At 37.9% G+C, this 19812-nt stretch carries 23 protein-coding genes; 7 read left to right on the top strand and 16 right to left on the bottom strand.

Annotation, left to right across the window (positions count from 1 at the left end):
* Positions 1-123: 123 nt before the first annotated feature.
* The 4 genes from KIM67_RS13675 to KIM67_RS13660 all read right to left on the bottom strand — a co-directional run bounded on the left by KIM67_RS13675 (position 124) and on the right by KIM67_RS13660 (position 2774).
* Complete coding sequence (locus KIM67_RS13675; protein WP_213832118.1) at positions 124-681, bottom strand: DUF4251 domain-containing protein; 558 nt, start codon at positions 679-681, stop codon at positions 124-126.
* 70 nt (positions 682-751) lie between these two features.
* Positions 752-1210: a cold-shock protein gene (locus KIM67_RS13670; RefSeq protein WP_213832117.1), complete on the bottom strand. Its 459-nt coding sequence runs from the start codon at positions 1208-1210 to the stop codon at positions 752-754.
* 210 nt (positions 1211-1420) lie between these two features.
* Positions 1421-2338, bottom strand: coding sequence for an EamA family transporter (locus tag KIM67_RS13665; RefSeq protein WP_213832116.1), 918 nt, complete (start codon positions 2336-2338; stop codon positions 1421-1423).
* Positions 2339-2444: 106 nt separating this feature from the next.
* Positions 2445-2774: a hypothetical protein gene (locus tag KIM67_RS13660; protein WP_213832115.1), complete on the bottom strand. Its 330-nt coding sequence runs from the start codon at positions 2772-2774 to the stop codon at positions 2445-2447.
* A 319-nt stretch (positions 2775-3093) separates the two neighbouring features.
* Between KIM67_RS13660 and KIM67_RS13655 the strand changes: the two genes are divergently transcribed.
* Entirely contained in the window at positions 3094-3606 is a 513-nt protein-coding gene (locus KIM67_RS13655) for a YceI family protein (RefSeq protein ID WP_213832114.1), read from the top strand.
* A gap of 11 nt (positions 3607-3617) precedes the next feature.
* Here KIM67_RS13655 and KIM67_RS13650 read toward each other — a convergent pair whose 3' ends face one another.
* The 11 genes from KIM67_RS13650 to KIM67_RS13600 all read right to left on the bottom strand — a co-directional run bounded on the left by KIM67_RS13650 (position 3618) and on the right by KIM67_RS13600 (position 13075).
* Positions 3618-4043, bottom strand: coding sequence for a hypothetical protein (locus tag KIM67_RS13650; protein WP_213832113.1), 426 nt, complete (start codon positions 4041-4043; stop codon positions 3618-3620).
* Positions 4040-4294 carry an acyl carrier protein gene (locus tag KIM67_RS13645; protein WP_213832112.1) on the bottom strand — a complete coding sequence of 85 codons (255 nt, stop codon included), beginning with the start codon at positions 4292-4294 and terminating at the stop codon, positions 4040-4042. The genes KIM67_RS13650 and KIM67_RS13645 overlap by 4 nt, the downstream gene beginning before the upstream one ends.
* Before the next feature lie 18 nt (positions 4295-4312).
* Positions 4313-5587, bottom strand: coding sequence for a beta-ketoacyl synthase (locus tag KIM67_RS13640; RefSeq protein ID WP_213832111.1), 1275 nt, complete (start codon positions 5585-5587; stop codon positions 4313-4315).
* A complete protein-coding gene (locus KIM67_RS13635; protein WP_213832110.1) occupies positions 5577-6035 on the bottom strand; it encodes a 3-hydroxyacyl-ACP dehydratase FabZ family protein in 459 nt (152 codons plus the stop codon). Before KIM67_RS13635 ends, KIM67_RS13640 begins: the two co-directional genes overlap by 11 nt.
* Before the next feature lie 3 nt (positions 6036-6038).
* Positions 6039-6821 (bottom strand): SDR family oxidoreductase, encoded by a 783-nt coding sequence (locus tag KIM67_RS13630; RefSeq protein ID WP_213832109.1) that lies wholly within the window; start codon positions 6819-6821, stop codon positions 6039-6041.
* A gap of 15 nt (positions 6822-6836) precedes the next feature.
* Positions 6837-7892, bottom strand: coding sequence for a type III polyketide synthase (locus KIM67_RS13625; protein WP_213832108.1), 1056 nt, complete (start codon positions 7890-7892; stop codon positions 6837-6839).
* The gene (locus tag KIM67_RS13620; protein ID WP_213832107.1) at positions 7892-8605 is read right to left on the bottom strand and encodes a methyltransferase domain-containing protein; all 714 of its coding nucleotides are present in this window, start codon (positions 8603-8605) and stop codon (positions 7892-7894) included. Before KIM67_RS13620 ends, KIM67_RS13625 begins: the two co-directional genes overlap by 1 nt.
* A complete protein-coding gene (locus tag KIM67_RS13615; protein WP_213832106.1) occupies positions 8605-9732 on the bottom strand; it encodes an NAD(P)/FAD-dependent oxidoreductase in 1128 nt (375 codons plus the stop codon). The genes KIM67_RS13620 and KIM67_RS13615 overlap by 1 nt, the downstream gene beginning before the upstream one ends.
* A gap of 81 nt (positions 9733-9813) precedes the next feature.
* Positions 9814-10509 carry an OmpA family protein gene (locus tag KIM67_RS13610; RefSeq protein ID WP_250149263.1) on the bottom strand — a complete coding sequence of 232 codons (696 nt, stop codon included), beginning with the start codon at positions 10507-10509 and terminating at the stop codon, positions 9814-9816.
* A gap of 4 nt (positions 10510-10513) precedes the next feature.
* Complete coding sequence (locus tag KIM67_RS13605) at positions 10514-10999, bottom strand: lipocalin family protein (RefSeq protein ID WP_213832104.1); 486 nt, start codon at positions 10997-10999, stop codon at positions 10514-10516.
* Positions 11000-11098: 99 nt separating this feature from the next.
* Positions 11099-13075: a thiamine pyrophosphate-dependent enzyme gene (locus KIM67_RS13600; protein ID WP_213832103.1), complete on the bottom strand. Its 1977-nt coding sequence runs from the start codon at positions 13073-13075 to the stop codon at positions 11099-11101.
* Positions 13076-13187: 112 nt separating this feature from the next.
* On the opposite strand from KIM67_RS13600, the gene KIM67_RS13595 reads away from it, so the two are divergent.
* The 6 genes from KIM67_RS13595 (at position 13188) to KIM67_RS13570 (ending at position 19387) form a co-directional block, all read left to right on the top strand.
* Positions 13188-14138 carry an isopenicillin N synthase family oxygenase gene (locus KIM67_RS13595; RefSeq protein ID WP_213832102.1) on the top strand — a complete coding sequence of 317 codons (951 nt, stop codon included), beginning with the start codon at positions 13188-13190 and terminating at the stop codon, positions 14136-14138.
* A gap of 3 nt (positions 14139-14141) precedes the next feature.
* Complete coding sequence (locus KIM67_RS13590; protein WP_213832101.1) at positions 14142-14471, top strand: translation initiation factor; 330 nt, start codon at positions 14142-14144, stop codon at positions 14469-14471.
* Positions 14472-14616: 145 nt separating this feature from the next.
* Complete coding sequence (locus KIM67_RS13585; protein ID WP_213832100.1) at positions 14617-15549, top strand: DUF1835 domain-containing protein; 933 nt, start codon at positions 14617-14619, stop codon at positions 15547-15549.
* 1 nt (position 15550) lies between these two features.
* Complete coding sequence (locus KIM67_RS13580; RefSeq protein WP_213832099.1) at positions 15551-16420, top strand: nucleoside phosphorylase; 870 nt, start codon at positions 15551-15553, stop codon at positions 16418-16420.
* Between the two features lie 68 nt (positions 16421-16488).
* A complete protein-coding gene (gene ppk1, locus KIM67_RS13575; RefSeq protein ID WP_213832098.1) occupies positions 16489-18531 on the top strand; it encodes a polyphosphate kinase 1 in 2043 nt (680 codons plus the stop codon).
* Complete coding sequence (locus tag KIM67_RS13570) at positions 18518-19387, top strand: substrate-binding domain-containing protein (protein WP_213832097.1); 870 nt, start codon at positions 18518-18520, stop codon at positions 19385-19387. The genes ppk1 and KIM67_RS13570 overlap by 14 nt, the downstream gene beginning before the upstream one ends.
* On the opposite strand, the gene KIM67_RS13565 is transcribed toward KIM67_RS13570, so the two are convergent.
* Positions 19368-19772 carry a response regulator gene (locus tag KIM67_RS13565; RefSeq protein ID WP_163418809.1) on the bottom strand — a complete coding sequence of 135 codons (405 nt, stop codon included), beginning with the start codon at positions 19770-19772 and terminating at the stop codon, positions 19368-19370. The genes KIM67_RS13570 and KIM67_RS13565 overlap by 20 nt on opposite strands.
* Between the last annotated feature and the right edge of the window lie 40 nt (positions 19773-19812).

The raw sequence follows: 19812 nt of genomic DNA, 5'->3' as shown, positions 1-19812 counted from the left end.
ACGGTAGTCAGACTAAAAAAATAATACGGGATAGGGTGGCTATTTTCAACTGCCATAATATTCAATCTAAGCATTATAAGAGATAATAAGAGTAATTTGGTCTCCGCCTTTAGGACCACACACTTATTTAGTAAAGTAAGTATAAACCCGACCACTATACGATATCACATTCCTGTGAGAGCTATTTATATTGATGCGACTTTGAAGATTAGGATGTATGTTTACGTTGACATCATACGTTTCTGTGTTATTATTGATTTGAAAGTCAAGTTTATATCCTTTACCGTTCTCTTGCTTGACTATTTTTAAATTCCTGGGCATTCCACTGAACTGAATACCACCATTAGCACTGTTATAAGCTGCTCCCATTTGTCTTTCACCAAAATAAGGTAAGTTAGCTGTAACACTATCGCCTATGATCCTAAAATGGCTAGAAGTGCCTATTAAATCAATTTGATTCGCAGTGCTTCCTAAGGGAAGTAAACCTGCGTTTGCAATACTATTAAGACTGTTGCTTACAAGTGGTCTGGCCCATCGAGCTTTAATTTCAAATGCCATTTCGGCAATTAGCTTATCCAGCTTCTCAATTTCTTCAGTAGTAGCAGTATTTTTTTGTTGGGAAGCACATCCAACGAATATGAACAACAATAAAACAAACCGGTATTTAAAAAAAAAGTCCATAATCAATAAAAATAAAATGATACTTCAAAAACCATTGGTAACGAAAGTAACGGTTTCTTAGTCCCTAAAATTAAATCTTCTTTACCCGAACCGCATTCATGCCCTTCATCCCTTTTTCGAGTTCAAAAGATACTTTATCGTTCTCTGCAATTTCGTCAATCAATCCACTGACATGACAAAAATATTTTTCCTGTGTTTCAGAATCAATTATAAAGCCAAATCCTTTTGAATTGTCATAAAAGGAAACTTTACCATTTCGTATTGGATCAAACTCTTCTTCCTCAATATCCTCTTTTTTGGGAATACCAAGAGTTATGTTCTCTGCCTCTACAGCAACTTTTTGTGTAGGATCCGGCGGTGTATCCGTTAAATTTCCGTTGTGGTCCACATAAGCAAATTGAATTCCGGATTTACCACTTTCCTTGGCTTCTGCCTTTCTGGCATTCTTCTTTTTTTGCTTCTCTTCTCTTTTCTTTAAACGCTTTTTTTCTCTTTCTGATTTGTTATAAGTCTGTTGTGATTTAGCCATAAATTTTACTCGTAATTATAATTTTAAAGTTAGTATATGTTAATAAGAGTCTAAAGATAGCAAATGGTTGGGTCGAAATATTTGTTTTTCAGAATATTCATGCAATAAAATGCCCTTGAACGTTCATTATTAACATTTTTCTATAATTTTTCAGGTACTAAGGTTTAAACCGAAACCTAAAAATATTGCGATACAACATTATCACAAACACTATCGCTTAAAACGCTCAAAAATAGCCAAGGTTTTTTTTGTATTGATAAAATAGACTCCTGTGAGTAAGACAATTGCTGCAACAATAGATTGTACAGTAATTTGTTCATTCAAAAAGTACCGTCCTAGAATTAAAGCAACGATAGGATTTACATAGGTAGAAGTAGCCACTTTCTCAGGAGAAACCGATTTTAACAGATAATTGAACGAGGTAAAAGCCAAAATACTTCCAAAGACAACCAATAAAAGCATTACGCCCTGCACTTTGACGCTCCAAACCAATGGTGATGTCCAGTTTTCACCAAAACCCAAGCTCATCAATGCCAGAATAATTCCTCCCGTAAACATTTGATATCCCGTATTTACAAAATAATTGGCAGGTAAATCTGCTTTGGACACGAAGAGGCTGCCATATGCCCAACTTAGCATGCAGAAAAATATCATTACCATTCCCAAAATAGAATCTTCTTTGTTAATTATCTGTTTTTGACTCACCAGTAGATAGATACCAATAACTCCAAAAACTACTCCTACCACGGACATGGGTTGTATTTTTTTACCTTGAAGAATACGCATCAATAATAAAATAATAAGCGGTTGTGCCGATATTTCCAATGCTGCAAAGCCGGTATCAACATATCGTAATGCCCATACTACCACTCCATTACCAAAGCTTAGAAACAAAAAACCTGCAATAATGGTATTCAACAACTGTTTTTTGGTAATGGTGATTTTAATGCCCAAAATTTTGGCCAAAATAAAAATTAAAAGACCTGCAGTAGTAAATCTAAAGGAAGCCAACATAAACGGAGGTAGCTCTAATACTGCAATCTTATTCAGTAAATATGTAGAGCCCCAAATAACGTAAATAGCAAAAAAAGCCAAGATGACCAATGCTCCATTCGAAGACCTGCCCATTAAAAAGTAATGTTGATTAGTTGATTACAATAATACGAATGTTTCGTAGCGTAAAAAACTTAGCGGAAGAGCATTCATATCTAATTATGAAAGCCCTTTAAAAGGTTTAGGAATATTGGTTCATGTCTAAGAGATAAGCAGCCACATCACTTTCCAATTGTTTAAAGCGCTCTAAATGCAACTGTAATTCTTTGTTCATATTTTCTGCCATTCCCTTTTTCTGATTTAATAACCGCATGATTTGATTTTGTTGCCCGGAGAAAACCTTAAAATTATGCTTTAAGTCGTACATTTTTTCAAAACAAGAAGAATTATGGGGTTCACAGGTATACGAGTTTAATTTTTTCGAAAGTCTTTGAATGATATTGTTGTTACGCTCTATTTTAATGAGCAACTCTTGAATTTGGACCGTCTTGTTTTCGTTAATATCATTCATGGCACTTTGTTTATACTTTCATTATCCCTAAACTTTTATTCAATTTACTAATTATCCTACACTGCTGTAGAAAATTTAACGTCATTTTAGATATTTAACAATTAAGTTACGTATAAATAATGATTATAAAAAACTGATATACAAATATTTGTGAATTATTGATTACAATAGGCACTAATTTCTTGAATCTTGATAATGGCCATGTAGGAATTTTCTAGTCCTGATGCTATGGAAGTTAAACAAAATTCAGTTTTCTCCTCAAATAATTTCGTAATTGTTTCTTTAAAGTCAAATCTGTTATTTTGTAACAAAATAGGCTATGAGAAATATTGAGATTGTTGTTTTTTTGGTGCTAGGGTTATCTATCCACACCTTAAAAGGTCAAACCAAACAGATAACCAATGCCAAAATTTCTTTTGAATTTGTTTCCAAGGAAACCAAAGGAACTATTTCTGGCTTTGAGTCCGAATCGGTTATAGACTTTGAAAACCCTGAAAACTCCATCCTTACAGGTTCCGTTGCTTCGGAAACTTTGGATACCAACAATGGTCTTAGGAATTGGTCCCTAAAAAGTGGAAAGTATTTTGACACAGATGATTATCCAAGAATACGATTTGAAAGCAAGCAAGTAAAATCTGAAGGTGAAAAGCTAACTGTCATCGGCAATCTAACAATTAAGGATATTACCAAGTCGATAACCATCACTTTTAACCAAGATGGAAACCAACTTATTGGTGTCGCAAGTCTTTATTCTATTGACTACGGTATTAAAATCAAGAAAAACAGAGCTGATAATCTTGTTAAGGTCAAAATGGTTTTTGATATCGAGTAAAGCATATCGACTTATCGCCCAAACAAAGCATTGTAAATTTTGGAAACACCCCAGTTGCCCAGAGGAAAATACAATGCAAAAAAGAGGGCCATCCCCAAGCTGAAATTACGGATGTTAAGGAACTGATCTAAAATATTGTTCGGATACGCGTAGGATGTCTGCAAGGCATATCCGCTAAGCTCTAAAAGCCCCATTGCTATAAGTCCGTAGGCATATTGTGCGTGAAAGGGCAACCCTTTCAAGAGCAAGGAAATTGGTACCATATAAAGAATATAACATGTGATTACCTGCCACCAAAATGTAAACTTTGCTATTTCCATTTGAGCACCAAACCAGTTCATGCCCATACCCCACGTAAAATATACCAAACAGTATAAAAACACCAATCGTTTATCTACCCTGAGCTTACTGGTTGCATAGTTTAGAAAATCTTTCATTTTTCAGCAAGTTTGGTATCGATAATCAATAATGCATCCTTAACGGTTTGCATACCATCCATATCCTCATTCTCTAGCATAATGTCAAAAGCATCCTCTACATCCAATACAATGTCCACCAAATTAGCGGAATTGATATTCAGTTCCTGCGTAAAATTACTTTCCGGTGTTATGTCGTTTACAGAAACATCGTCTGGTAAATAGGTTTGTATGATTTCTTTTAACTTCTGATATCGTTGTTGTTCTTGCATCTTCAATATTTAGGTTTATCACTGATTATATGCGCTAAAAATAATACAGGCATTTACATCACCAAAACCAAAACTTGCTTTCGCTATGATTTTAGGCTCAAAATCGATTGTATTTTGTGGAATTTTTGAATTGTCCACTACTTTGCTTATTTCTGGATGTACGTCTTCGCAGTTTATGGTCCCGAATAACTGTTTTTCTCGAAATTGCAATAACGTGGCAACACACTCAATGCTACCCGCTGCCGCTAAACAATGTCCAAACATACTTTTAAACGAATTGATGTATGGAAAGTCCATGTTTGAAAGTCCTAAGGCATTGCTCCAATTTTGTATTTCGACCGTATCCTTTGTTGTAGCGGTCAAATGACCATTAATGGCATCTATTTCTTTAGAAGTAATACCCGAATCATTAACGGCTGATTTGATACAGCGAACGACTGCCTCATTATTTGGGGCTGTCATAGTGCCGCCTCCGCGTTGGCCACCACTATTTATGTTTCCTCCTAAAATCTCCGCATAAATAATCGCATTGCGTTGTAGGGCACTCTTCAAAGATTCTAAAACGAGGGCTCCGGCCCCGCTACCTGGAATAAATCCGGAAGCAGAAGCACTCATTGGCCTGCTAGCTTTATCGGGATTAGCATTAAAACCTCTGGGAAGTATACGCATAGCATCAAATCCGCCCCAAACATAAGGCCCGCTATCGCTACAACTGCCGACCAATACACGAACGGCTTTTTTGGATTTTATACGTTCATACCCCATTAAAATAGCTTCGGTACCTGTGGTACAAGCAGAAGAGTTTGTCGTAACCTGATTTCCACATCCTAACATGCCTCCCAAATAAGCGCTGATTCCACTAGCCATGGTCTGGATTACCGAGGTACTCCCCAATCGTCGCACATTACCTTCATCCACTTGATAAATTGCTTCCCGAAACTTATCTACACCCAGAATTCCCGTTCCGAATACAACCCCACTATCCCAATCGGGATGTTCTTCGGAAAATATGGGCAGGCCCGCATCTTGCCAAGCATCCTTACCCGCAATAACACCATAAAGCACTCCGCTTGCGTTAAGCCCACGTAATTGCAGATTAGTAAAGTAATTATTTAAATTAATATTTTCAATAATCGGTTTACCAGCAATTTGACATCCAAATTTTAATTGTTCCAATTCTTTATGAAAGCGTATACCGCTAGTTCCATTTTTTAACGCTTTTGTGAATTCAGGAAGGCCTATCCCATTAGGTGCACAGACCCCCATACCCGTTACAACAACTCTATTTCCCATTCCCTTCTTGTTTAAACATCCCTGCCAAAATACCTTTGCATACTAGCTTGTCTTCTGAATTAAAAAGTTTCACTTTACATTTTAGTTTATTAAACCGGAAATACACCTTTTCCGAAACAACCCTTACCATTTCATCTGGGAATACGGGTAGATAAAATTCCATTTCTGAACTACTTAAGGCTATTTGCAGGTTTTTTTCGGTATCTTCCTCAATTTCATCTTTAAGAAGATATATACCAAGGCATACTACACCAATTTGGGCACAGCACTCTGTTAGAATTACACCTGGTGTGACGGGAAAGTTTTTAAAATGGCCTTTATAAAAAGAAGAAGTTTTTTTAAACACGAAGGTCCCCTCGACCCCATTTTCATTAATGGCATTGATTTCATCCACAAACAGGAAAGGAGCCTTATATGGCAATAATGCTATTATTTTTTTTATCATCATACTTTATTGCAAACTTTCCCCACCATCTACTTTTAAAACAGTTCCGGTTATCCATTTGGCCTCTTCCAATGTTAGAAGGTATGTTGCATTCGCTATGTCTTCTGGAGTCGTTAAACGATTATTCGGATTTCTTCGTAATGACTCCTGTATAAGCAAATCACTATTCGGAATCATTTGAAGGGATTTCGTGTCGGTAACACCAGCTTGAATACAGTTCGCCTTGATGCCTTTCGGTGCAAATTCCAACGCTATATTTCGGACAATTGATTCCAAGACAGCTTTTGCAGCGGATACCGCTGCATAACTTCGCCAAGCTTTGGAGCTACCTTCACTGGTATAAGCGACTATACGGGTGTCCTTTGCAAAGAGCTTCTTCCTATCCAATGTTTTCACCCAGTCATAAAGACTTATTGCCATCGCATCAATAGTCAAATGAAAATCCTGGTTACTCAGCACATTCCCTTCTTCATCCAACATTGACTTTAAGTTACCTTTTGCAATACTATGGACTAGCACGTGTATCTTTTCTGTCCTGACCAGTTTTGTAATTTCTTGTATCAGCCTTTCCCGCTTTTCAGGGTTTATAGCATCGATATTAAAACTATGCAATATTTTTCTACTTAAAGTAATTTCTCGAAAAACATCATTAATTTCCTCTAAATCAGATTTTCTATCCCTATGAATAACTATTACATTAAATTGTTTTTCAGCAAGTTTTTTTACAGTCGCCAAACCAAGTCCGCTACTACCACCCAATATCAATGCCCATTTCTTTGTATCACTCATTGTTATCCAATCAAATTACCATTCCAATAAAACACGCTGTGCAGAAAACCCTGGGCCAAAACTTAACACCATTCCCTGTTCTCCAGGTTCAATGTCCTTCTCTAAAAATCGCTCCAAGACATAGAGCACGGTAACGCTACTCATATTACCATATGCCCTTAACACTTCCCGCGTATCATCAATATTCTTCCCTAATTTACCAAACAATTCTTCAACCGTCTGTACAATCTTCCTTCCTCCTGGATGAAAAATCAAATGATTCACTTTCTCAATATTTGAATCAAATTTTTGCAAAAATGGATGGACAATTTTTGGAAAATGTTCTGCTATTACTTGAGGAACTGCTGGGTCTAAAATCATTTTCAATCCAGTATTGGTTAGGTCAAAGCCCATTAGATGAGTAGCATCTTTAAAATGATACATTTCTTCTCCGATCACTTTCGGCCCCTGGGAGTCAGATTCCGAAGACAGTAAAACACATGCAGCACCATCACCAAATATTGCGGCACTGACCATATTGGCCATGGAAAAATCATTTAATTGAAAAGTGGCCGTAGGGCTTTCAACCGCCACTACGGCGGCACGTTTTCCAGGATTTGCCCTTAGAAAATTAGCAGCATATATGAGACCGGACACGCCTGCGGCGCAACCCATTTCGGTAACAGGAAGCCTAACAATATTTTGTTTCAACCCTACTGTATCGACCAAATATGCATCCAACGAAGGAATCATAATGCCGGTACAACTTACCGCAATTATGAAATCCAACGATTCGCTTTGCCAGTTGGCTTTTGCCAATGCTTTGACCAAAGCTTTCTTCCCCAATATTTTTGCTTCTCTAGCATAGATAGCATTTTTTTCTTCAAAAGAAGTGGCCATAAAGACTTCTTCAATATCCATGATGCCAAAGCGACGATCAACACCTGCACCCTCAAATATCTTGACCACCTTTCTACGGAAGCGTTCATCCCGTCCCGAAAGCCATGTATTTATAAAAGGAATGATATCCGATGTATCTCTACTATAAATGGGGACTTGCTTAGATACCTGCACAACACGAACTGAATTCATTAACTATACTGTCGTTTAAAGTTCATTATCCAAACATATCTAAAAGCCCATTTCCATTGAATTTTATGGATAACATTTGGTATATTTTTTGACAATGCAATAAGTTCCTCTTTTCTAAAACCTTTACTAATGGAAACAAGACCATCATATTTTGCCACTTTGGTTCTTATGAAAAACAAACCAAAAACATGGAAAAGCACATAGGCCATTCTACTGCGTTGTAAATCGTTGATAACTACGCCAATTTTGGCAAGATGCACAAATTGTTTCAAAAATGCATCTATCCGGTCTTCATCAAAGTGATGCATAGTCAACGTGTTGATCAGAATGTCACAAGTGAGTTCTGAATCTGCTTTTAAAATATCTACTTTCTTAAACGTAAGATTAGGGAAATCTATTGATTTTTCCTTGGCAATACGAAGTACATCATCTCTTAAATCTATGCCGATCATACTATGCGAAACTTCCCTTTTACTTAGAAAATCGGAAAGCTTCCTAAGCATAGTACCATCCCCACAGCCCATATCTAAAATCGTATACGATTTTTTGACATCCATTTTAACTAAATCCCACACAGCATTTAGTGTTATCCCATCTCCACCCAACAAACTGTTACATCTATTAATATCCGCATAGGCTTCACTTAATGTATCAAACTTCATATTTGAATCATCCATGAGCTCCGGCTCCTTGCTTCTTACTGAAAAATCCATTAAATCGTGATTGGGTTTCCATGGGTACTGCGAATTAAGCTCCTTAATACTGTTCTTGAATTTGCGACTGTATTCATTCCAAAATTAAACCAATTGGTATGCATCATTAGCGTCTGTAATTGCCTCCCCATCCATAATCTATTCTTAAAATTCTTTTCCCATTCTTGTTGATACCCATTTTCCATGTCCGCTCTCAAAAAAGTAGGTTTTTCCAAAAAGTTCATTACACTTTCCACTGAAAGTTTTGCGCTATGAATCGCCATAGCCATTCCGTTGCCACAAAGTGGATGTATTAATCCTGCCGTATCTCCGCACATCAATATATGATTCTCAACTGCTTTTTTCTTTTCAAATGAAATCTGGGCGATACTTATCGATTTTTCGAATTTTGGAGAAGCATTGGATAAAAACTCCCTTAACAACGGATTTTGCGACACCACATTCTTATTAAAAGCAGTGATATTCTTTTCCTTTTTAAAGCTTTCATAATTGACCAAACTACAGAAATTCAAGCTCCCATCTTCAATTTCCGATAAGCCTCCATATCCGCCAGGAAAATTATGCAACCCAACCAAATTGGAAGGATGACCGCTATACTCATAATGACATTTTATACCTAGCCACTGGGACTTCCGTTTTATGAATCCACGATCGAGCTTAACGTCTAAGTTAGAACGTTTCCCAAAAGCCCCTAAAACTACCTTGGCCAAGATTTCCTTATCAGTTGAAAGGGTAACCAAAAACCTATCATTCATAAACTGAATATTGGTAACAGTATCAAATTGAAAAACAACCCCCTTTTTCTTGGCCAGCATATAAAGATGGTAATCTAGAGCATATCTGCTTATTCCAAAGCCCCCCAACGGTAAATCTATTTGAATGACCCGACCTTTTTGAGTGCTTATTTGAAATGTATTGATTTCTGGTAGGCTAAAATCCGATAAAGAGAATCCCAAATGTTCTAAATAGGGTTTGACCTCATTAGAAACATACTCTCCACACACTTTATGATTTGGATAGGTGTTCTTTTCAATAACCAAAACCTGTTTCCCTCGCTGCGCCAAATCCAATGCAGCTGTTAATCCTGCCAACCCTCCACCTACGATAAGTACTTCGTGATCATTCACCTCATGAAGATAACGCTTTAAAAGCAAAAATCCCGACCTGTTCAGATCGGGGATTCTAAAAATAAATACCAGATGGGTTATTTACCTGTTCGTATTTTGATAAGCTTCTTGTTTCAGTTCTTCACTAGCAACAATGGCCAATTCCACACGACGGTTTTTTGCTTTACCAGCAGAAGTCTCATTACTTTCTCGAGGCTGGGTCTCTCCGTACCACTTCGTGGTAAATCTTCCTCTGGAAATTCCTTTGGAAACCAAATATGCTGTAACGGATTCGGCTCGCTGTTGTGATAACTTCCAGTTGTACTCTTCACTGCCAGCACTATCTGTGTGACCCTCAACCAAAACATTGGAATTTGGGTACTCTTTAAAAATTCCAGCCAATTTATCTAAAGTAGTTGCTGAAGTCCCTTTAACGTCAGACCTGCTGGTATCAAAATAAACACCAGCCTCCTCATTAAAGGTTACGTTGATTCCCTCACCTACCCTGTTTACTTCTGCACCTGGAATCTCTTCTTCAATACGTTCCGCCTGTCTATCCATTCGATTACCGATATATCCACCAGCAGCTCCGCCAACTACAGCGCCAATAATCGCTCCTAAAGCGGTATTACCTCCTTTTCCAACATTGTTTCCGATTATACCACCGACTACGGCACCTCCTGCTGCCCCAATTCCAGCTCCTTTTTGAGTATTATTGGCATTTTTTACAGCATTACAGCTTAACATCAAACTTAGCGTTAAAACAAAAGTTGTGCTTCTAAAGAATATTTTTTTCATCTGTTTATTTTTTTGTGAATTCATATACTATGGTTACTGGTTGTCCGTCTACGGATACATTTGACTTAAGTGTCATAGATTGCTCATTGATATTGGCAATGTTAAGGCGGTACCCAAACCCGCCAGAAATGTCTTTGCGTTTTTCGTCAATAAACTTAAATTGTAATTGACTACTGTAGTTTTGAGAAGGTTCGACAACAGACCATCTAAAGAAACGATCACCTCCTTGACACAACGTGCTGGATGAAATCGTGTACCTACCCGTACTATTATTGTCCCTAAAGAACCAATCGCTGCCTTCAAAGCAGATATCTTCGGCATCATTGAAAATGACGGATTTAAAATTACCTGTATTGTTTTCGTAAGATACATTGTTCAATGTCCAAGTACCGCTAAAAAGATTTCGTTGTGTCCTCGCATTTTTTGAAACCGAACAGGACGTTAGCAAAAAAGTTGCTAATGCCAGAAATAAAAATGTTTGTTTTACCATAAGAAATTGGAGTTTTTATATTGGATTTAAGTTATATATACGGTCGTAACAGTGTAATAATCTATTTGTCTTGTTAAAAGTTAGTTAAAAAGGTAAAAATTAATAGTCTAAAATCTCTTTCAACGCTTTCTCAAACCTTTTTTGGGGCAAGTAATTTTCCTCTAATCCTTTTGCAAAAGGAATTGGTGTTTCCAAGCTCCCAACTCGCTTAATCGGAGCATCTAAATACTCAAAACAGTTTTCAATGACCATTGCCGAAATATCGCTCGCAATACCTCCAAATAAGGTATCTTCTTGCAGTATCAATAGTTTTCCTGTTTTCTTCACCGAAGTGTAAACAGCTTCAATGTCTAGAGGTTGTAATGTTCGCAAATCTATGACATCTGCGTTTATTTCTTTGCTTTTATCCAAAAAATCTGTGACCCATTTAACAGCCGCACCGTAGGTCACTATGGATAGCATGTCTCCTTCGCTCAGCAAATTGGCCTTTCCAAATGGCAAAGTGTAGTAATCTGTAGGCACATCCCCATAGACACTTCTGTACAATCCTTTGTGCTCGAAGAACAAAACAGGGTTTGGGTCATTAATGGCTGTTGCCAAAAGGCCTTTTGCATCATATGGAGAAGAAGGATAAACCACCTTTAGCCCCGGTGTTTTGGTAAACCAAGCTTCATTGGTCTGAGAATGGAACGGTCCTGCACCTACTCCACCACCACAAGGCATGCGTATAACCACATCGGCTTTCTCTCCCCATCTGTAGTGCACTTTGGCCAAATAGTTGACAATAGGATTGAATCCGGAGCTAACAAAATCGGCAAATTGCATTTCCATTACTGCTTTCATCCCATTTATAGATAGCCCCATAGCAGCAGATACGATTGCAGATTCACAAATAGGGGTATTCCTTACCCTACTCTTTCCAAATTTTTTGGTGAATCCTTCGGTTATCTTAAAAACACCTCCGTAATCCGCAATGTCTTGCCCAAGAATAATCAGCTCGTTGTATTTTTCCATGGATTGCTCCAGACCTTGCGAAATTGCATCCACAAGTCGAATATTTTTTACTTCTGAATTGGAATCAACATGTTGATATTCAAAATATTTATATACTTCTTTTAATTCTTTAGTTTGAATACACTCTACTGGAGGCTCGTCAAACGCAAGCTGAAGATTCGAATTGATCTCTTCGGTGATTTTGGACTTAAGCACTTCTATTTCCGCAGTAGAAATTAACGCCTCTTCCAGCAAAAAAGCTTCATAATTGGAAATTGGGTCTTTTTTTGCCCATTTCTTCATCAACTTATCTGGGACGTACTTTGTACCGCTCGCCTCCTCATGTCCGCGCATTCTAAATGTTTGAAACTCCACAAGTACGGGTCTTGGTCTTTTCCTTATGGCCTTACAGAGTTCATCAATTTTAGAATACACCTCCAGGATATTGTTTCCGTCAATAATCCTGGATTCCATACCATATCCTTTGGCCCTATCCGCTAGGTTCTCACAATTGTATTGTTCCTTGGTCGGTGTCGAAAGTCCGTAACCGTTGTTCTCAATGCAAAAAAGTACGGGCAGGTTCCATACCGAAGCAACATTTAAAGCTTCATGAAAGTCGCCTTCACTGGTGGCGCCTTCGCCAGTAAAAACAGCTGTAACCCGTTTTTTTCTCCTTAGCATGTCTGCCAAAGCAATACCATCGGCCACACCTAATTGTGGGCCTAAGTGAGATATCATGCCCACAATCTTATATTCCTGGGTGCCAAAGTGAAAACTACGGTCCCTACCCTGTGTGAATCCATTTTGTTTGCCCTGCCACTGACTAAAAAGTCGATTTAACGGAATTCCCCTAGAAGTAAAAACACCTAGATTTCGGTGCATTGGCAATACATACTCTTCTGACTTTAAAGCATGTGTTACACCAACTGAAATAGCCTCCTGCCCTATCCCACTAAACCATTTGGAAATTTTTCCCTGTCGCAATAAAATGAGCATTTTCTCCTCTATCATTCTGGGCTTCAGCATAGCTGCGTATAAATCCAGTAATTTCTGTTGGTCTAAATCGCCAATATGGTATCTCATTCACGTAAATTCAGTAAGGGTAAAAATAGTAAAAAGCATCCTATGGACTATGCAAATCCTTAAAACGTTTCGCTTAATTCATTACTTTTGAAACTAAACTAAAATGAATCGTATGAGTGCTATTCCAAGTGTAAATCTTAAAGATTTTGTGTCTGGTGATGCATCTAGAAAAGAAAAGTTCATCCAAGAAATAGGAGCAGCTTTCGAGGATATCGGTTTTGTGGCCTTGAGCGGTCACTTTCTTTCCGATGATTTGGTAGAGCAGCTCTATAAAGAAATCAAACAGTTTTTTCATCTCCCGCAAGAATCAAAAGATACATATGAGATTGAAGGTATAGGAGGCCAAAGGGGATATACTTCCTTCGGAAAAGAACACGCCAAAGGGAAAAAGGAAGGCGACCTGAAAGAGTTTTGGCATTTTGGACAATATGTTGAAGACAATCCAGCACTTGAAGCCGAATATCCAAAGAATGTAATGGTCGATGAGCTACCCGAGTTCAACAAAGTTGGGAAGGAAACCTTTCAAATGTTGGAAAAAACAGCGCAATATGTACTTAGGGCATTGGCACTTCACTTGGGGCTCGATGAGCTGTATTTTGATGAGTGGATAAAAAACGGAAACTCCATTTTAAGACCCATACATTATCCACCCATTATGGCGGAACCAAAAAATGCGGTAAGAGCCGCAGCACACGGGGACATCAATCTTATTACGCTTCTTATGGGTGCCCATGGAAAGGGGTTACAGGTAAAGAACCATGAAGGCGAATGGGTAGATGCCATTGCAAAGCCAGATCAGCTTATGATCAATGTTGGGGATATGCTTTCACGCTTGACGAACAATAGATTAAAATCTACGATACACCAAGTTGTAAATCCACCAAAGGAACTTTGGGGAACTTCTAGGTACTCTATTCCTTTCTTTATGCATCCAGTGAGCGAAATGCCTTTAAATTGCCTAGAAAATTGCATAACTGCAGATAACCCAAAAGGTTTTGAGGACATCACGGCTGGTGAATACCTGCATGAACGCCTTATAGAACTTGGCCTGGTAAAAAAATAGCTTGTGGATTTACAGGATCAACTTAAAAATTTATTCCCGGACCACGTTCCCGAAGAGAACGAAGCTCCAAAAGCTGAATCATCAAAGTACTGGCTGCAAGATACGCCCATACTTTGCAAATATGAGAAGCGAAAAGGGAAGCCAGTTACTCTTCTAGAAGGCTATACAGGTGCCGAGGCGGATTTTAAAAAATTGACAAGGGACTTGAAGTCTTACCTAAGTGTAGGAGGAAGTTATAAAAATGACATCATTCTAATCCAAGGGGATTACCGTGATAAAATTATGGGCTTTTTAAAGGACAATGGATTTTCAGTAAAAAGAGTGGGGGGATAATCCTTTCTTTAACGATAAACCCCTTAGTTTTTTAGAACCTTGTTAAAATCTTGGTTTGACAACCAATGTTTTACGAAAAAATTTTTGTGTTCTTGGTTTAAATCTTACTTTTAATCACTCTAACTGACGAAAAACTAAACTGAAAATGAAATCACTGTTGCATATTACCAACGGGGACAATTTCACGTTAAGACTACAAACGTTAAAACTTAAGGGGGATATCATAACATGGAGAGAAATGCTTTGCGAAGGCAAAACTCTTTGTAGTGTTGGCAGTGAATCCTTTTGGAAAACGCGTTTCGAGTTTTTAAACAAAAACTATAAGGTTTCTAAATCTTGGTTTGTTGAAAAAACCCTAAAGGAATATAGGTCCCTCTGCAATCATAAGCAACAGGACCAGATTGTACTATGGTTTGAATACGACCTTTTTTGTCAAATAAACATGTTAGCTGTCTTAAGTTGGTTAAAAACACACAGAAGGCATGCAGAAATATCCTTGGTTTGCAGTGGAAAAGAAGATGAAAGTGGCAAACTATACGGATTAAATGAATTAAGCGACGAAAAACTACTACAGCTCTACGAAAATAGAACGATTTTATCTCAGGATGATATCGAGTTTGCCGATTACGTTTGGCAACTCTATTGTAGCGATAACCCAATCCGATTGGAAAACCTTGTTGCGCACAACAATTTTCAGTTTGAGTACTTATCAAGTGCACTTAAAACTCATCTTAAACGTTTTCCAACCATTAAAAATGGACTCAATGAATTGGAGAATAGAATATTAACTCTCTCCGCAGAGCAAAAACCAGAATCAAAAAAGGCATTATTGGGCCAATTGATGACCGATCAAGGATATTATGGTTTTGGGGATACGCAGTACGAGCGTATCATCAGTTCTTTGAAGCCGTTGTTCAACTCCTTTAATCCCGTAAAACTAACAAAAAAAGGGAGGGAAGTTCTAAATAATCAAACCAATTATTACTCACAAATACGTGATAATCAATTATATTTGGGAGGTTCTTTAAAGTATAACTTCCTATATAATTCTACTGCTGATCGTATTTTAAAACTCTAAAATGACATTAGGCCACTCAGAGTTAATTCTGAATCCTGATGGGAGTATTTACCATCTTAATCTTTTACCGCAAGACATCGCACCAACAATCATAACTGTTGGTGACCCCGACCGTGTGCGTTGCGTCAGTGCTTATTTTGATACCATCGAAGTCGAAAAAGGAAAACGGGAATTCCTTACACACACCGGCAGCTATAAGGGAAAACCAATAAGTGTGGTCTCTACGGGTATTGGAACAGATAATATTGATATCGTTTTTAATGAACTGGATGCCCTCGTAAACATAGATTTTACCACGAGACAAATAAAATCTAACAAGACCCGACTCGATTTTATACGGATTGGTACATCTGGTGCTATACAAGCGGACATAGGTGTTGACACGTTCTTATTGAGTAAGGTTGCCGTAGGTTTTGAAGGGTTGTTACACTTTTACAGAACTAATGAAGTCACTGAAAAAATACTGGAAACGCAGTTGAATGAATATCTTGGTTGGAAAAGCCATAACATTACCGCATATGCCATATCATCAAACAAATCTTTACGAGAAAAGTTTCTTTCAAATCGTATACGATTAGGCATAACAGTTACTAATTCAGGATTTTATGGGCCACAAGGCAGAAGATTGCGGTTGATGCCACAGATTCCTGACTTTAACAATAAACTAGCAGCATTTACCTTTGAAAATCAAAAAATTACCAATCTAGAAATGGAAACTGCCGGTATTTATGGATTATCCAAGCTACTAGGGCACCGAGCAATTTCTTTAAACGTCATTTTAGCTAATAGAGCAACCGGTGAATTTTCCAAAAATCCCGATAAAACCATTGATAGTCTAATTCGGTACGCCCTAGAGAAACTTACGCAATAAGTTAGGGCTTAACATTACCTTTATATTTGAAAGGGTCGCTTTACCTATTTTTAGGCAAAATATAGATTATGGAAGATAAGCCCTTAAAAAATAGGGATGTCAATTGGCTTTATTTTAATGAGAGGGTTTTATTGGAAGCTTCGGACCCAGAAACTCCCCTACTAGAACGCTTAAAATTTTTGGCCATATTCTCTTCAAACCTTGATGAGTACTTTAAAGTTCGTATTTCACAATTGAGACAGCTTAAAAGCGTGGACAAAAGTTTACGCAAGAAACTTATCCTTAAACCTAACAAAAAATTAAAGTTCATATTAAAGACCGTTGCAAAACAGCAGCAGCAATTTGGAAGTATTATTCAGAACACCTTTGAAGCACTCAAGGAACATCATATATATCTTAAAAAGCGAAATGAAATCAGCTCTGACCAAGCTGCCTATTTGAAAGATTTATTCAGGGAATCGTTTTTAGAAGATTGTACAGTTCTAAAGGACAAATCACCAGAAAACTTAAAGGATGGAGGACTCTACCTTATCGTACAATTTTCGGAATCTACCTTTGATATCGTTAAAATACCTTCGGACAAACACGACCGCTTCATCAAAATACCAGGTGAAGGCCACCAATACTTGTATTTGGACGATGTCATTAAAATGAATTTGGAGCACCTCTTTCCCAATAAAGAAATACAAGGCAGTTATGCCATAAAAATGTCTAGAGATGCCGAACTCTATTTGGAGGATGATTACGAAAACATGGAATTGGTAGAAATCATTTACGAATCTCTGGGAAAACGAAAATCAGGGCAACCTACACGGCTTTTATATGATATGAATATGCCAGAGTCATTGATTGCTTCAATAAAAGAACAACTGGATTTAGGCGATTTGGATATGGTTTTGGGAGGCGAATACCACAACCTATCAGACTTCTTCGGTTTTCCTAACCCATTTGAAGACAATAGAGCTTCATACCGATCAAAACCGCCACTTGAGCATCCTAGCCTTTCCTTTTCCAAAGATATCTTTCAAAGCATCGCAGAAAAAGACCAATTGGTTCATTTTCCGTATCAACAATTTGATGTGGTAGAAAACTTTATTAAAACCTCAGCCCTTGATGAGCATGTAACGTGCATAAAAATGTCCCTGTATCGTATTGCAAGGACTTCAACCCTTACGGATGCGCTCCTCAAAGCACTGGATAATGGTAAGGAAGTAATACTGTTTATAGAGGCACAAGCCCGTTTTGATGAAGAAAACAACATTAACTGGGGTCGTATTTTTGAGGAAAAGGGAGCTAAGGTCTTTTTTAGCGTTCCCAATATAAAGGTGCATTCCAAAATAGCTATGGTAGAGCGTAACGAACCTGAAGGACTAAAACGCTATGCCTACATTGGAACAGGCAATTTTAATGCAAAAACATCGAAAATATATTGTGACCACGGATTGTTTACAGCGCACAAAAAAATTACTGCCGACCTGGCTCAAGTGTTTATGGTCTTGGAAAGAAAACTCATCATTCCAAAATTAAAGCATCTGCTAGTTTCCCCGTTTACAACACGTAGTACATTTTTGGATTTGATTGCCAAGGAAATAGCGAACGCACAAGCAGGAAAAAAAGCCAAAATAACACTTAAAATGAACAGCTTGGAAGATACCCGGATGATTTTGGAATTGTATAGAGCTAGTGAAGCAGGTGTGGAAATACGGTTATTGGTAAGAGGGTTTTGCTGTCTTGTTCCCAAAGCTCCAGAAGATTTGACAGCCAATGAAAAACCGATTAAGATCACCAGTATCGTAGACCGTTATTTGGAACACGGGCGTATCTATCTTTTTGAAAATGGTGGAGATGAGAAAATGTATATGGGCTCCGCGGATTGGATGACCAGAAATTTAGATAAACGTGTTGAGGTTTTGGTTCCTATTTTAGATGAGGATATCTTTAATGAGTTGAAGGATGTCCTGCAAATTCAGCTTAGGGATAATGTAAAGGCCCGTATTTTGGATAAAGATGATACCAATCAGCGTGTGCTGCAAGAAAACGGAGTGCCCAAAATACGTTCACAATATGCCATTTATGAATATTTAAAGGAAAAACTAGATGAAAACGGTTAAGATAATTGGCGTACCAGAACATTTTAATCTTCCTTGGCATCTGGCCATTGCGGACGGTGCCTTTGAATCCAGGGGAATTCAATTGGAATGGACGGATATTCCAGAAGGTACCGGTAGAATGTGCCAACTTTTAGCCGAAGGTGAAACCGATTTGGCAATCATACTAACAGAAGGTTTGGTAAAGAGTATCGCCCAAGGTAATCCTTCAAAAATAGTGCAGGAATATATCTCTTCTCCCCTACTTTGGGGTATTCATGTTAGTGCAGACAGTACTCGCGAATCTATATCTGAATTAAAGGATGACAAGGTAGCGATAAGCCGTATGGGAAGTGGAAGTCATCTAATGGCCTATGTCCATGCGCAGAATCAGGGATGGGATACGAATATGCTTCAATTTGAAATCACTGACAATTTGGATGGTGCCATTAAAAATCTCACTGGTGGTTCCAACGCTTATTTTATGTGGGAGCATTTTACGACCAAGCCGTTGGTAGATTTAGGGGTTTTTAAACGCTTGGGTGATTGTCCCACACCATGGCCCTGTTTTGTAATCGCCGCTACCGATACTTTTTTGGAAACAAAATCAAATCTGCTCGACCATATACTAGAGGTCATAAATACCTACACATTGGAATTCAAAAAAATACCGAGCATCGATAGGACTTTGGCCAATAGATATGAACAGAAATTGGAGGATATTCAAGATTGGTTGTCCAAAACTTCTTGGGGACAGTCTCAACTTACGACCGCAACTTTGAACGAAGTTCAAAATAGGTTGCTTAGCCTAAAGCTAATAGAAAAAATCGAGGACCCTAAAGTATTTCTCTACGCATATCCTACGAAAAATATTTATTGATGAGCACTCTAAATTTTAGATCCGAAAGAGGTTTTTGAGCGGTATCCGTTACGTTTGGGTTGGACATGGCCATGGCTGTTACCGCTTCGGTATCCAGGGCAGTAAGCATGACTATGATCACATTTTTCTTAAAATCTTTATCAAATTTCTTTTCATATACGTCTAAAAACTCCCAACCGTTCATGATGGGCATATTCGTGTCAAGTATAAGTAGACATGGCATGTGTTTCTTATATGGAACAGCTTCTAGAAACTCAATGGCCTCTTCGCCATTTGTAACTGTATTGACAGTCAAGTCGTTATCAAGTTGCCTTATAAAAAACTTATTTAAAAAATTAGTGGTTTCATCATCGTCTACAAGTAAGATCGATTTCAGTTTTCGCAATTTATTCAGAATTTTCTTAATGATTAGTTTTACTAAACGT

This window comes from Flagellimonas sp. 389, from assembly GCF_018449435.1.
In the GTDB taxonomy this organism is placed as follows: Bacteria; Bacteroidota; Bacteroidia; order Flavobacteriales; family Flavobacteriaceae; genus Flagellimonas.
The sequence above is the reverse complement of the archived record's forward strand: the minus strand, read 5'-3'. Positions and strand labels throughout refer to the sequence as shown.

Bases quoted from the DNA above. Each gene is read 5' to 3' on its own strand.
- KIM67_RS13675 (WP_213832118.1), bottom strand. From the start codon at position 681: ATGGACTTTTTTTTTAAATACCGGTTTGTTTTATTGTTGTTCATATTC.
- KIM67_RS13670 (WP_213832117.1), bottom strand. From the start codon at position 1,210: ATGGCTAAATCACAACAGACTTATAACAAATCAGAAAGAGAAAAAAAG.
- KIM67_RS13665 (WP_213832116.1), bottom strand. From the start codon at position 2,338: ATGGGCAGGTCTTCGAATGGAGCATTGGTCATCTTGGCTTTTTTTGCT.
- KIM67_RS13660 (WP_213832115.1), bottom strand. From the start codon at position 2,774: ATGAATGATATTAACGAAAACAAGACGGTCCAAATTCAAGAGTTGCTC.
- KIM67_RS13655 (WP_213832114.1), top strand. From the start codon at position 3,094: ATGAGAAATATTGAGATTGTTGTTTTTTTGGTGCTAGGGTTATCTATC.
- KIM67_RS13650 (WP_213832113.1), bottom strand. From the start codon at position 4,043: ATGAAAGATTTTCTAAACTATGCAACCAGTAAGCTCAGGGTAGATAAA.
- KIM67_RS13645 (WP_213832112.1), bottom strand. From the start codon at position 4,294: ATGCAAGAACAACAACGATATCAGAAGTTAAAAGAAATCATACAAACC.
- KIM67_RS13640 (WP_213832111.1), bottom strand. From the start codon at position 5,587: ATGGGAAATAGAGTTGTTGTAACGGGTATGGGGGTCTGTGCACCTAAT.
- KIM67_RS13635 (WP_213832110.1), bottom strand. From the start codon at position 6,035: ATGATGATAAAAAAAATAATAGCATTATTGCCATATAAGGCTCCTTTC.
- KIM67_RS13630 (WP_213832109.1), bottom strand. From the start codon at position 6,821: ATGAGTGATACAAAGAAATGGGCATTGATATTGGGTGGTAGTAGCGGA.
- KIM67_RS13625 (WP_213832108.1), bottom strand. From the start codon at position 7,892: ATGAATTCAGTTCGTGTTGTGCAGGTATCTAAGCAAGTCCCCATTTAT.
- KIM67_RS13620 (WP_213832107.1), bottom strand. From the start codon at position 8,605: ATGGATTTTTCAGTAAGAAGCAAGGAGCCGGAGCTCATGGATGATTCA.
- KIM67_RS13610 (WP_250149263.1), bottom strand. From the start codon at position 10,509: ATGAAAAAAATATTCTTTAGAAGCACAACTTTTGTTTTAACGCTAAGT.
- KIM67_RS13605 (WP_213832104.1), bottom strand. From the start codon at position 10,999: ATGGTAAAACAAACATTTTTATTTCTGGCATTAGCAACTTTTTTGCTA.
- KIM67_RS13600 (WP_213832103.1), bottom strand. From the start codon at position 13,075: ATGAGATACCATATTGGCGATTTAGACCAACAGAAATTACTGGATTTA.
- KIM67_RS13595 (WP_213832102.1), top strand. From the start codon at position 13,188: ATGAGTGCTATTCCAAGTGTAAATCTTAAAGATTTTGTGTCTGGTGAT.
- KIM67_RS13585 (WP_213832100.1), top strand. From the start codon at position 14,617: ATGAAATCACTGTTGCATATTACCAACGGGGACAATTTCACGTTAAGA.
- KIM67_RS13580 (WP_213832099.1), top strand. From the start codon at position 15,551: ATGACATTAGGCCACTCAGAGTTAATTCTGAATCCTGATGGGAGTATT.
- ppk1 (WP_213832098.1), top strand. From the start codon at position 16,489: ATGGAAGATAAGCCCTTAAAAAATAGGGATGTCAATTGGCTTTATTTT.
- KIM67_RS13570 (WP_213832097.1), top strand. From the start codon at position 18,518: ATGAAAACGGTTAAGATAATTGGCGTACCAGAACATTTTAATCTTCCT.